Annotated in this window: 11 protein-coding genes and 1 pseudogene; 10 read left to right on the top strand and 2 right to left on the bottom strand. The window is 55.5% G+C overall.

The genetic code is table 11. From position 1 onward, the window contains the following. The first annotated feature begins 22 nt into the window (after positions 1-22). The 10 genes and pseudogenes from HCR03_RS07360 (at position 23) to HCR03_RS07315 (ending at position 10,926) form a co-directional block, all read left to right on the top strand. Positions 23-1,330 carry an ABC transporter substrate-binding protein gene (locus HCR03_RS07360; protein ID WP_187037403.1) on the top strand — a complete coding sequence of 436 codons (1,308 nt, stop codon included), beginning with the start codon at positions 23-25 and terminating at the stop codon, positions 1,328-1,330. Between the two features lie 7 nt (positions 1,331-1,337). Then, the gene (locus tag HCR03_RS07355; protein WP_187037401.1) at positions 1,338-1,580 is read left to right on the top strand and encodes a hypothetical protein; all 243 of its coding nucleotides are present in this window, start codon (positions 1,338-1,340) and stop codon (positions 1,578-1,580) included. 121 nt (positions 1,581-1,701) lie between these two features. After that, positions 1,702-2,691, top strand: a complete 990-nt coding sequence (locus HCR03_RS07350; RefSeq protein ID WP_187037399.1) for an ABC transporter ATP-binding protein — start codon at positions 1,702-1,704, stop codon at positions 2,689-2,691. 3 nt (positions 2,692-2,694) lie between these two features. Further along, positions 2,695-3,682: pseudogene (locus HCR03_RS07345) on the top strand (ABC transporter ATP-binding protein). A gap of 20 nt (positions 3,683-3,702) precedes the next feature. Continuing rightward, entirely contained in the window at positions 3,703-4,653 is a 951-nt protein-coding gene (locus HCR03_RS07340) for an ABC transporter permease (protein ID WP_066644014.1), read from the top strand. Positions 4,654-4,667: 14 nt separating this feature from the next. After that, positions 4,668-5,603 carry an oligopeptide ABC transporter permease gene (gene opp4C, locus HCR03_RS07335; RefSeq protein ID WP_066644013.1) on the top strand — a complete coding sequence of 312 codons (936 nt, stop codon included), beginning with the start codon at positions 4,668-4,670 and terminating at the stop codon, positions 5,601-5,603. Positions 5,604-5,666: 63 nt separating this feature from the next. Continuing rightward, entirely contained in the window at positions 5,667-7,088 is a 1,422-nt protein-coding gene (locus tag HCR03_RS07330; protein ID WP_187037397.1) for a M20 family metallopeptidase, read from the top strand. 22 nt (positions 7,089-7,110) lie between these two features. After that, positions 7,111-8,535, top strand: a complete 1,425-nt coding sequence (locus tag HCR03_RS07325) for a M20 family metallopeptidase (RefSeq protein WP_187037395.1) — start codon at positions 7,111-7,113, stop codon at positions 8,533-8,535. A 35-nt stretch (positions 8,536-8,570) separates the two neighbouring features. Next, a complete protein-coding gene (locus tag HCR03_RS07320; RefSeq protein ID WP_066644011.1) occupies positions 8,571-9,731 on the top strand; it encodes a pyridoxal phosphate-dependent aminotransferase in 1,161 nt (386 codons plus the stop codon). 22 nt (positions 9,732-9,753) lie between these two features. Then, positions 9,754-10,926 (top strand): amidohydrolase, encoded by a 1,173-nt coding sequence (locus HCR03_RS07315; protein WP_187037393.1) that lies wholly within the window; start codon positions 9,754-9,756, stop codon positions 10,924-10,926. Positions 10,927-10,972: 46 nt separating this feature from the next. Here the strand turns inward: HCR03_RS07315 and HCR03_RS07310 are convergent, their stop codons facing one another. Then, the gene (locus HCR03_RS07310) at positions 10,973-12,091 is read right to left on the bottom strand and encodes a tetratricopeptide repeat-containing glycosyltransferase (RefSeq protein ID WP_187037391.1); all 1,119 of its coding nucleotides are present in this window, start codon (positions 12,089-12,091) and stop codon (positions 10,973-10,975) included. Next, positions 12,078-13,136 (bottom strand): tetratricopeptide repeat protein, encoded by a 1,059-nt coding sequence (locus HCR03_RS07305; protein ID WP_187037389.1) that lies wholly within the window; start codon positions 13,134-13,136, stop codon positions 12,078-12,080. The genes HCR03_RS07310 and HCR03_RS07305 overlap by 14 nt, the downstream gene beginning before the upstream one ends. Positions 13,137-13,259 lie beyond the last annotated feature (123 nt).

Raw genomic sequence — 13,259 nt, 5'->3', positions numbered from 1 at the left:
CCATCCTGTCCTCGCTGGCGGCATGCGGCGGAAGTACAGCAACTGCAAGCCCATCGGCGGGGGGACCTCATCGGCGGCTTCTAAAAAGACCATTAATGTAGGACTGACCAATACGCCCGCGAATCTGGATCCTCTGGACTTTGTCGACAACGCGACCACATGGATTACACAGATTCTTTATCTGCCGCTGATGGACCTTGACGAAGACGGAACCTATAAGCCCCAGCTTGCCGATTCGGTGGAAACGACGGACAACAAGGTTTATACGGTTCACCTGAATGAAGACGCCAAATGGACCGACGGTCAGCCGGTTACCGCGGACGACGTCGTTTTTACAACCAATCTGGTCTGCAACCCGAAAACGAACTCCAATCTGAGCTCTTATATTAACCTGATTGACGGGACGGATAAAACCGGTAAATCCACCGGCGACACAGTCTCCGGCGTGAAAAGGATCGATGACCATACCGTTCAGTTCACACTGAAGAGCAAGGCCGGGATGGATGTTTTTAAAGATTCTGTCTGTAAAAACATCAAAACGGTTCCGCAGCACGTTTTTAAGGACGTTGACCCCGCCACTGTCCTCACGAGCAAACAGGTTCAGGATGCGGCCGTGACGGACGGCGCGTTTCAGCTGGTATCCTTCCAGAAGAGCCAGTATGTACAGCTTGCCGCCAACAAGGACTATTTCCGGGGAACGCCGAAAGTTGACGAGCTCAATTTCAAAATCATGCAGGGCAGCAATATCACCGCGGAACTTCAGAGCGGCGAAATCGATATGAACTGGCCCGGCATCGGCAACGTTCCGGTGGAGGATTACGACAAGGTCAAGGCAATGGACAACCTCACCATTATCCCCGGCGTTCCGTGGACCATTCAGTATCTGTTTATCAACAACAAAACTTTCACCGACAAAAAAGTCCGTCAGGCGATTTCCATGGCAATCGACCGCAAGTCCATCAACGACAATCTGTGCAAAGGCGAAGGCGAGCTGATTCAGCTTCCGTTTGCCAGCGATTACAAATTCCTGAATCAGGATGTTTCAACTCCGGTGTTCGATCTCGCGAAGGCGAAACAGCTGCTTGCCGAATCCGGATTCGATACCGGCAAGACTATTCGTTTTAACGTCCCGACCGGCAATACGACCCGTGAATCCGTCGCAAACGTTGTGCAGAGCAACCTGACTGCGCTCGGCCTGAACGTCCAGATTCAGAAATACGATTTCCCGACCATCATGAGCAAAGCTGCGCAGCCTGGATTACGACCTGACGATTGTCGGCAACTCCACGACCCCGACCAACCCCACCAGCTGGCTGCAGTTCCTGTATGAAACAGGCATGGATCATAACGAGTACAGCAACCCGGATGTCGACAGCCTGATCGAATCCGCCTATGTTGAGACGGATGAAAACCAAATCAAGGAAGATTATATGAAGCTGCAGGAAATACTTGCCGACGAAATGCCGACTCCCGCATTGTACGCTTCTTATGAGCTGATGGCGGTCAACAAGAGAATCGTTACCGGGAAGCCGAAAATCTACGGTATGACCGTCAATGTTCAGGACTGGGATATCAAGTAAGCACAAATCAGCGTAGCCTGCCTGCCAAACGGAAGCGCGGCGCTTCCGTTTGGCATCATTCTTATTGATCACGGCCGCAGCCGCGGCAAAGCCATGATAGGAAGAAATGAGGTTGTAAGGAATGGGATACATGCTGTCCGTGAGGGATTTGCAAACGGCGTTCCATACCGACGCGGGAGAAATCGTTTCCGTTGAGGATGTCAGCTTTGACCTGAACCCCGGAGAAACCCTGGGAATCGTAGGGGAATCGGGATGCGGCAAAAGCGTAACATCCCTGTCGATCATCCGGCTTCTGGGAAAAAACGGACGCATCAGCAAGGGCGAGATTCAATTTGAGAATCAGGACCTTGCCAAGATGAACGAAAAAGAAATGAGAAAAATTCGCGGCGGCCGGATTTCCATGATCTTTCAGGAACCGATGACGTCCCTGAACCCGGTTTTCACCATCGGCTATCAGATGCAGGAAACAATTTGCCTTCATCTTCAGATGGGAAAGAAGGAATCACGCGCCTATGCGATTGAAATGCTGAAAAAGGTCGGAATCCCGCGTGCGGAATCCGTGATAGACAACTACCCTCATGAGCTGTCCGGCGGGATGCGTCAGCGTGTGATGATCGCAATGGCACTTTCCTGCAAACCGAAGCTGTTGATTGCGGACGAACCGACAACAGCTCTTGATGTAACCATTCAGGCGCAGATTCTGGAGCTGATGAAGAAGCTGCGCAAGGAATCCGGAACCTCCATTATGCTGATTACGCATGACCTCGGCGTCGTTGCGGAGATGGCGGACCGCATCATCGTGATGTATGCCGGCCAGGTGATTGAATCCGCGGATGTCTACACTCTGTTTGATCATCCGGCGCATCCGTATACCATCGGCCTGATGAATTCGATTCCGACCATAGACCTGGACGATTCCAAACGGCTGGAATCCATAACCGGCACCGTGCCTTCCATGTACCAGAAAATCAGGGGGTGCCGTTTCTGCAACCGCTGCAAATACGCGACGGAACGCTGCCGGAACGAGGCGCCTCCGCTGACACAGCAGGGCGAGGGCCACCTTGCGCGGTGCTTTTTCGCCGGAAATCTGCCACAGAAGAAGGAGGCCTGACGGATGGCTGAGATGAATCAAGCGCAGGCTCCCATACTCACAACCAAACAGGTCAAGCTCTACTACCCCATCCGCCGGGGCATTATTTCAAAAACGGTAGGCTATGTAAAGGCGGTCGACGGCGTGGACCTCAGCATTCTCCCCGGGGAAACGCTCGGTCTGGTGGGGGAATCCGGCTGCGGTAAATCGACTCTTGGCAGAACTCTTTGCCGGCTGGAAACGCCGACGGACGGAGAGATTGTGTTCGAAGGCAAGAATATTGAAGCGATGGACCAGAAGAGACTCTATGGCATTCGAACCAAGCTGCAGATGATTTTCCAGGATCCTTACTCTTCGTTGAATCCGCGCAAACGTATTGTGGATATTCTGGAGGAACCGCTGATCGTTCATCACATTGTTCCCAAAGATAAAATCAGCGCGGAGGTCGACCGTTTGCTGGATCTGGTCGGGCTCCCCAAAGGATGCAAACAGAGGTATCCGCACGAGTTTTCCGGCGGACAGCGGCAGAGAGTCGGAATCGCGCGGGCCCTGACGGTGCACCCGAAGCTGATTGTCTGCGACGAGCCCGTGTCCGCTCTGGATGTTTCGATTCAGGCACAGATTTTGAATCTGCTTCGCGACCTGCAGCAGGAAATGAATCTGACCTATCTGTTTATCGCGCACGGCCTCGGCTCCGTCCGCTACGTCAGCAGCCGCGTCGCGGTGATGTATCTGGGCAAAATCGTTGAAATCGCGTCAAGGGATGAGATTTTTTCCCGCCCGCTGCACCCCCTACACCAAGGTGCTGATGGAAGCGTATCCGATTCCGAATCCGCACCTGCGGGGCAAGGAACGAATCGTTTTGGAAGGGGATGTTCCCAGCCCCGCGAATCCACCTTCCGGCTGCCGATTCCATACCCGCTGCCCGATGGCGACCGAAGAGTGCAGCAGGCAGACCCCCGTATTAAAGGGCAGGGCTCACAAAGTCGCCTGCCTGAAAGTCGATTTGTGAGGAAAGGCCGGTGAACTGGATTGTTTAACTATATTATCCGACGGATTCTGATTGCAATTCCGATTCTGCTCGGGATTACAATTATAGATTTTCTGATTGTCAATATGGCCCCCGGAAATCCGGTCGACATGATGGTCAGCCCGAATGTGACGGGCGCCGCGCTGGAATTAAAGAAGGCGGCTCTCGGCCTGAATCAGCCGCTGTATGTGCAGTACTGGCACTGGCTGGTGAACATTCTGCAGCTGAATTTCGGCTATTCCATGACGACGTATCAGCCGGTCGGTGATATGCTGGCACAGCGGATCGGTCCGACCATGCTGCTGATGGGTCTTTCGCTGATTGTCGGGCTGCTGATCGCGGTGCCGCTCGGCATTGTCAGCGCGACGCATCAGAATTCCACGCTGGATTACGTCGCGACCGGCGGAGCGTTTTTCGGCGTCTCCATCCCGAATTTTTTCCTTGGCCTCGGCCTGATTTATATCTTCGCGGTCAGGCTGAAAGTTCTCCCGTCCTCGGGCATGTTCACACTGGGCGGCAACAACGGCATTGCCGACACGGCCGCGCATCTGGTTCTTCCTGTGATTGTGCTCGCGGTGCAGATCGCCGGGCAGGATATTCGTTACGTCCGTTCCGGCATGCTGGAAATCCTGGGACAGGATTACCTGAGAACCGCGCGCGCGAAAGGATTGAAGGAATCCGTCGTTATAAACCGGCACGCCCTGCGCAACGCGCTGATTACAATCATCACGGTCATCGGCATGCAGATTCCGCTTCTGTTTGGCGGCGCGGTAATTACGGAACAGATCTTTGCCTGGCCCGGAATCGGCCAGCTGACCATCGACTCGATTTCAGGCCGCGATTACCCGACCTTAATGGCGATCAACCTGATCGCCGCGGTCATGGTGCTGGCCGCGAATCTGCTGACGGATATTATGTATTCCGTGGTGGACCCGCGCGTCAAATACAATTAAAAGGAGCGGAAGACATGGCAGTTGCAGAACTGAAAGTACCGAACGCAGTAAATCCCGGCGCACCGGAACCCGATACGCCGGATACGCTGGAATTCGGAGCCGTGCAGGAAACCTATTTGCACATGGTGATACGCCGCTTTCTGAAACATAAGCTTGCGGTGGCAGGGGTCTTGGTCGTTCTTCTTTTAATTGTATGCGCGCTGTTTGCCCCGGCGATTGCCCCGCATGACCCGAACGCGATTACGAATACCTTTAACGCGGCGCCGTCCGCAGAATATCCGCTCGGCACGGACCGTGTCGGCAGAGACGTGCTGAGCCGTCTGATCTTCGGTACGCGCGTCTCCCTGACCGTCGGGTTCCTGACGGTCGCCATCTCCGTTGTCATCGGCACGGTCCTGGGCCTGATCAGCGGCTATTTCGGCAAGGCGATCGACATGCTGATCATGAGAATCTGCGATATTTTCATGTCGTTCCCCCAACTGATGCTGATCCTCGTGGTTGTCAGCATTGTCGGGCCGAACACAAGGAACATTACCCTGGTCCTCGGGCTTTTGGGCTGGCCGCAGGTGACGCGGCTGGTGCGCGGCAATGTGCTGAGCGTAAAGCAGTCCGATTATATGAAAGCCTGCACCGCGCTGGGATATCACGTTCCGCGCAAGCTGTTCAAGCACATTCTGCCCAATACTCTTGCGCCGATTCTGGTCAACGCGACGTTCGGCATCGCCGGCAACATCCTGATGGAAGCCGGGCTGAGCTTCCTAGGGCTCGGCGTACAGCCGCCGACCGCAAGCTGGGGCAACATGCTGACCGACGCGCAGTCCCTGACGATTTTGACCTCTCAGCCATGGCTGTGGGTCCCGCCCGGAGTGATGATCATGCTCAGCGTTCTGGCGGTCAATTTTGTCGGCGACGGTCTTCGGGATGCGATCGACCCCAAAAGCATGTCCTGACCATGAAATTACGACTGTGGCCCGCCGCGACGGCGGGCTGCGTTTTGAAAGAAGGATTGCCTTATGACGGAAACGGAATCGATACTGGCTTCCATCGACGAGAAATCCGTACGGTATCTTGATGCGGCGGACCGGATCTGGGAATTCGCGGAAACCCGCTTTCAGGAAACCAAATCGGCCGCGCTGCTTTGTGAAATCCTGAAACGGGAGGGCTTTCAGGTCGAAACCGGAGTTGCGGGTATGGACACCGCGTTCATCGCGGCTTATGGCGGCGGCAAGCCGGTAATCGCCCTGCTCGGCGAGTACGACGCGCTTTCCAGCCTGAGCCAGGAGCCCTGCGTCGCGGAGAAAAAGCCGCTGGTCCAAGGCGCGAACGGGCACGGATGCGGACATAACGCGCTGGGCGTGGCGTCGCTTGCGGCAGCGATTGCGCTGAAAGATTATCTGAAGGAGACCGGAGGCTGCGGCACCGTAAAATATTACGGCTGCCCGGCGGAAGAGGGCGGGGGCGGCAAGGTTTTTATGGCCCGCGACCATCTCTTTGACGGACTGGATACGGCAATCACCTGGCACCCGGGCGACCTGAACCGCGTCATGGCTTCCGGAACGCTCGCCAATATTGAAACCTATTTTGTTTTCAGCGGGACCAGCTCCCACGCGGCCAGCGACCCGCACCTGGGCCGCAGCGCCCTCGACGCGGCGGAGCTGATGGACGTGGGGGTGAATTTTCTGCGGGAGCATGTGATGCAGGACGCCAGAATGCACTATGCCGTCACCGATTCGGGCGGAGTTTCCCCGAATGTGGTTCAGGCGAAAGCGGAAGTCCTTTCTCTTTTGCGCGCGCCGACGATTCCTCAGGTCCGGGAAATTTATGACCGTGTCTGCGACATCGCAAAGGGCGCGGCGCTGATGACGGAAACGCAGGTGGAAATGATTCCGGACGGGGGGACCGCCGACCTGGTTCCAAACGACACGCTTGGCAAGGTGATGCAGGAAGTGATGGAAGAACTGGGAGGACCGGTTTTCAGTGAGGAAGACCAGGCGTTTGCGAGGGAAATTGAAAAGACCCTGACTCCGGAGCAGAAAGCGGCCTGTTTGGGACGGTTTGACCAAAAAACTGCGGAGCGGCTGAAAAGCTGCGCCCTGGCCGAATTTGTGATGCCCTACCATCCGACGGAAAAGGCGACGCCGTTTTCCACCGACGTGGGCGACGTGAGCTGGAAGGTACCGACGGTTCAGCTGACCGCCGCCACGCAGGCGCTCGGCACGCCGGGGCATTCCTGGCAGATCGTTTCACAGGGAAAATCCGGGATCAGCCACACGGGGATGCTGTATGCCGGCAAAGTAATGGCCCTGACGGGGCTCAGGCTGTTTCAAAAGCCGGAACTCTGCGAACAGGCGAAAGAGGAACTGAAAGAAAGGCTGAACGGAGAACCATACGACTGCCTGATACCGGAAGGCTTTCAGCCGCATGCCTCGCGCTGACGGATGAAAGGAGGACTGAAATATGGCGTGCAAAGAAAAAATATCCATGCTGATTGACGGGAAAAAGGAGCTTTACGAGCGGGCAAGCGATTCCATCTGGGATTATGCGGAAACACGGTTTGAAGAATATCGGTCTGCGGAATTGCTCTGTAAAATTCTTAGGGAAGAGGGGTTTGAGGTTACAACAGGGCTTGCCGGAATGCAGACGGCTTTCGTCGGCAGTTTCGGCAGCGGGGAACCCGTGATTGGGATCCTGGGTGAATTTGACGCTCTGTTTGACTTGAGCCAGGTAGCCGGAATTACGGAAAAAAAGCCGCTGGTTCCGGGCGGCAGCGGGCACGGCTGCGGCCATAACGCCCTTGGCGTCGGTGCCCTGGCGGCCGCCGTTGCGGTCAAGGATTATAGAAAGGAGCATCAACTTTCGGGGACGGTCCGGTACTACGGGTGCCCCGCGGAAGAAGTAGGGAGCGGAAAGGCGTTTATGGCGCGCGAGGGAGTCTTTGACGATTTGGACGCGGCTCTCTCCTGGCATCCGGGCGATATGAACGAAGTCTGGGGATGCAGCAGCCTTGCCGTGACACAGGCGTATTTCAAATTCAGCGGAATCAGCTCTCACGCGGCCGCGGCTCCGCAGCTTGGCCGCAGCGCGCTGGATGCCGTGGAACTGATGAACGTCGGCGCCAACTATCTGCGCGAGCACGTGATTCCGGAGGCAAGAATCCATTACGCGATCACGAACGCGGGCGGGCTTTCCCCGAATGTGGTGCAGGCAAACGCGGAAGTCCTGTACGTGGTTCGCGCCCCGAAATTCCGGCAGGCGAAAGAAATTTTTGACCGCGTGGTTAAAATCGCAAACGGTGCGGCACTGATGACCGGCACCGACTTTGAAACCGTCATTGACAGCGGCTACACCGATTATATTCCGAACGATACCCTGAGTCGCCTGATGAGCGAAAAGATGAAAGAGCTGGGCCCGTGGCAGGCTGACGGCGAGGAGATCGGGTTCGCGAAAGAAATCGGAGAAACGCTGACTGCGACCCAGAAAGCCACCGCGAACGCCCGGGTTCGCGACCGGGAAGAGCTCGGCGTCATCCGGGAAACCGGAATTGCCGGTTTTGTCAGGCCGTATCAAAAATCGGATACGCCGATGCCCGGGTCAACGGACGTCGGTGACGTCAGCTGGATTGTGCCCACCGCACAGTGCTCCGCCGTGACGCAGGCCTTCGGTACCCCCGGGCACTCCTGGCAGGTGGTTTCGCAGGGAAAGTCGAGAATTTGCCACAAGGGAATGCTGCTGGCGGCGAAAACCATCGCGCTGACCGCGGCGGAGCTTTTTGAGCACCCTGAAATCGTGAGCCGGGCGCGGGAAGAGTGGAAGGAAACCCTGCATGGAGAGAGCTATCTTTGCCCGATTCCGCCGGAGGTAAAACCAGCGGCGCTCCGGTAATCGGCATTGTCTGAAATCAAGTTAGGAGAGATACGATGAAAAGTTTATCCGTCAACGCGCTGGCCGCGCCGACTTCCGGAATCCGCAAGATTTTCAATCTTGCCGTAAAAATGGACGACTGCGTCAAGCTGATGGTCGGCGAGCCGGATTTCCCGACGCCGGAGCATATTGTGGAAGCAGCCTGCAGGGCGCTTCACGAGGGAAAAACCGGATACACCGTCAGCGCGGGCATTCCTCAGCTGAGAGCCTTGATCGCCGAAAGCGTAGGGAAAAGGAAAGGAATTCACGCAGACCCGGAACAGCAGGTGATTGTAACAAACGGGGCGACCGGAGCACTGTACCTTTCCATGAAAGCGCTGCTGAATCCGGGGGACGAAATCATCATTGGGGTTCCGTTGTTTTCCAATTATCTCGGCCAGGCGATTTCCATCGGCGCCGTGCCGAAATTTGTCACCCTGCGTGAGGAAAACGGCTTCATCATGGACTGTGAAGATCTGGAAAAAGCGGTTACACCGAAAACGAAAGCAATTTTGCTGAACTCTCCTTCCAATCCGATCGGGAGTATCATCAGCCCGGAGACGCTTGGGAAAATAGCGGAAATTGCCGTGAAACATGATCTTTATGTCATCTCCGACGAGGTATATCAGGATTACAATTACGGGGGAGTACCCGTAGTGAGCATCGCGTCTTTTCCCGGCATGCAGGAGCGGACGGTTATCATCGACAGCTTTTCCAAGACTTATGCGATGACGGGGTGGCGCGTCGGCTATGCGGTGTCTTCTCCGGAAATGATCCGCCTGATGATCAGCATGCAGGACGACGTGATTTCCTGCGTCAACACGATGGCGCAGTACGCCGCAGTGGAAGCGCTGAGCGGCCCGCAGGATTCCGTTGGGCAAATGATCGACGAATTTCGCGTTCGAAGAGACTTGCTGGTCGAGGGAATTGAAAAAATTGAAGGTTTAAAATGCGTAAAGCCGAACGGGGCGTTTTACCTTTATGTAAATATTTCGGGAACGGGACTCACTTCAGAGGATTTCGCAATGCGGCTTCTGCGCGAAGCAAGGGTGGCTGTGGTACCCGGAACCGCGTTTGGGCCGGGCGGAACGGAGTATGTTCGGATTTCGTATGTCACTTCTCAGAAAAATCTTTTGGAAGGCGTAAAGCGGATCTCCGATTTTGTGAAAAATCTGTAATAAGAAAAGGAAGGGATACAGGATGCCGATCAAAGAACTTGCGGAAAAATATGAAAGCTACGTCATTGAAAAAAGAAGATACTTTCACCAGCACCCGGAGCTGAGCTGGGAAGAGGAGAATACCACCAATACCATTGAAGCCGAACTCAAGGACATGGGCATTGAAACAAAGCGCTATTCCAAAACAGGGGTAACAGGTATGATCCATGGCGGAAAACCCGGAAAAACGGTTGCGCTTCGGGCGGATATCGACGCCCTTCCGATCCAGGAAAACGCGGAGGTTCCGTTCCGCTCGCTGAATCCCGGTAAAATGCACGCCTGCGGGCATGACTGCCATATTTCCATGCTGCTCGGCGCGGCAAAAATCCTGACGGAGATCAGGGACGAGCTGGAAGGCGACGTGAAGCTGATTTTTCAGCCTGCCGAAGAAGCCGGCAACGGCGCGGAATACATGGTGAAAGAAGGCGTGATGGACGGCGTCGACGCCGTGATGGGAATGCATATTTTCGCGGTGATGCGCGGCCCGAAAATCAATGTTCAGGAGGGCAGCCGCATGGCTGCCGCGGCGTCCTTTAAAATCATTGTGAAGGGCGCGGCCGCTCACGGTTCCACCCCTCACCTCGGAACGGACGCGATTGCAGCGGCCTCCTCCATCGTCATGAATTTGCAAAGCTATGTCAGCCGGATGAACGACCCGCTGAGCCCGCTGGTGGTAACGGTCGGCACCATTCACGGCGGCGACCGGTTCAACATTATTCCACAGCGTGTGGAGATGGAAGGAACCCTGCGCACGTTTTCGAGGAAAACGGCCGACGATGCACAAGACGTGCTGAGGAGAATCGCACAGCAGACCGCCTCGGTATTCGGCGCGACCGCGGAATTGGAATACGCAAAATTCACGGATCCGGTCAGTAACGACGATGCTCTTCTGAACCGTGTTGCGCATGACGCCGCCGTCGGTCTGTACGGAGAGGATGGAATCATTCCGGTCGAGAAACTGACGGGTTCAGAGGATTTCTGCTATTACATGGAAAAAGCGCCCGGCTATTTCGCATTTCTCGGAGCGGGCAACCCGGACATCGGCGCGGTTTATTCCAACCACAGCGACAAATTCAAGGTGGATGAGGCGGCCCTGCGGCACGGCTCCGCGTTTTATGCCCGGTTTGCCTGCGATTACCTCAAAGCCGTCAAGTAAAATCAACCGAACAGTCCTATGCGGTTCTCCCGGATGAATTTTGTTATCATCCGGGGGATTTCTCATGTTCCGGCGAAGTTTCTTTCAGCTTTTTCTCGATCAGACTGAGATTGTTTTTCAGTCTCTGGTCCTCCGGGCTGAATGCCAGCGCGGCCTTTGCGTGCTCCAGGGAACGCTCATACATCCCCAGCTGAAAGCAGGCAATGGAGCAGAGATCGTCGGGCGTATAATCCCATGAGTAAGCCGCGTTGACATAAACGGGGGAGCGCTCGCGGATTTTGAGCGCTTCTTCCGTCATGCAAAATACGGTCGGCCAGTCGCCGAGCCGGTAAGCCATCCTGGCAAATTCCACATAAGCGTCGCGCATCCAGGGGGCTTCGCCGATTGCGCGGTAATACCAGCGGTATGCTTCTGAAACCTGCGACAGGCTGAAAAAGGAAGCGGCGGTCCAGCGCATGGAAGCACAGCGCTCCTCCCGCCAGACGGCGGTGGGCAGGGAGAGATAACGCAGCATGGTATTGATACAGTCCTGCCAGCGGCCCCGGTACATATATTCCCGGCCGAGGTAATACGTCATGCGGTCGTCGTTCGGCTCTTCCTTTACGGCCATTTCCAAAAGCGGCAGATAGGAGCTTCTCGATTTGTTCGGGTCGGGGTGATGATTCAGAACCATTCCGGGGATAAAGACCACTTGCTGCGGCTCAGTCCCGACATAGCCAAGGCATTCGTGAACGGGATGAATCCAGCGGTAGCCGTGTCTTGCGTGGCATTTAAAGTAACGGAACTGCACCGCGGGGGTTCCGTCCGGCTTCAGGCTCCAGTTATACAGGTATTTGCCCATGGTTGTACCCTTTTGCCACGCCTTTTCAATACAGCGGCGCCAGCCTTTTTCAAAAATTTCGTCAAGATCGGTGCAGACGCAGATATTGACGTCCTCCGGAACGTGGTCAAGAGAGCGGTTCCTTGCCTCGTCGAACCTCCAGGGATTAATCTCTTCGGAATAGACGACCGCCCCGCGCGAAATCAGCTTTTCCGCGGTTTTGTCCGTGGAGCCGGTATCGGTGACAACCACCAGGTCCGCCTCGCTCATGGAATCCATCCAGCGGTCGACAAACTGCTCTTCGTTTTTGCAGATGGCGTAGACGCAGATTTTATACCGATTCATGGTCTGCACACTCCTTCCCGGCATCCAAATCAGCCTTCTCACGGATCAGGTCGAAATTCCGCCGAATCCTCGGATCGTCCGGCGAAAGCTCTGCGGCTTTCTGCACGTATTCCAGTGACTTCTGGTAAAGGCCGAGGCGATAGCACGCAATGGAGCCGTAATCATAAAAAAACGATCCCCAGCAGCGGGGTTCCAGCAAATAGCTGCCCGAACGGTTCTTGATGGTGAGCGCCTGCTCGCACATGTCAAACAGAAGGAACCAGTCGCCTTGCAGATAAGCAAGATTCGCCATGTAATAATAAGGCTCCCTTACGGAAGGGCACTCGCCGATTGCGCGGTAGAGCCACTCTTTCGCTTCATCCGGCTTTTTCTGTTCGGCGAGGCACTGCGAAATAAAGCGCATGGCTGCGCAGCGTTCCTCCGTCCAGACAGCGCTTGGCATGTCTAAGTAGCGCCGCAGCGTCGCAATGCTTTCATCATATCTTTTGTAATACAGATACTCGCGCCCGAGCCAGAAAATGACCCGGTCGTCCTCTGGATTTTCTTTGGCGGAGAGTTCCAGCAGGGGCAGGTACTGGCTTCTCGGTTTGGAAAGGTCCGGATAATGATTCAGAATGAGACCGGGAACCCACACGCTTTTTTCCGGTCTGCCACCGCTGTAGGACAAGAGTTCATGGACCGGGTGAATCCAGCGGAATCCCTTCCGGCAATGAATCTTTTCCATCATGTATTGTTTATCCGGTGTTCCGTTTTCCTTGTAGCTGTAGGTGAACAGATACTTGACGCGTGTAAGGTCCGGCTGCCAGACCGCCTCCAGCTTTTCCCGCCAGCCTTTTTCAAAAACCTCGTCCAGATCGTTTGGCACGCAGATGTCAACGTCTTCCGGAATATGGTCCATCGCCGCGTTCCTTGCGGCATCGAAACGCCAGGGCTTGATCTCTTCGCGGTATACCTGCGCGCCGCGCGCCCGGAGCTTTTCAACCGTGCGGTCGGTGGAGCCGGTGTCGGCGACGACGACAAGGTCGGCCTCGCTGACAGCGTCCATCCAGCGGTCGACAAACTGCTCCTCGTTTTTGGTGATTGCGTAAACGCAGATTTTATAGTTGCCCGTATGAAAACACCTCTTTTATAAAACTGGGGGGTCGCCGCCGCAGCGGCGGCCCCCGAA

It is taken from the genome of Caproicibacter fermentans, assembly GCF_014303955.1.
Classification (GTDB): Bacteria; Bacillota; Clostridia; order Oscillospirales; family Acutalibacteraceae; genus Caproicibacter; species Caproicibacter fermentans.
The sequence above is the reverse complement of the archived record's forward strand: the minus strand, read 5'-3'. Positions and strand labels throughout refer to the sequence as shown.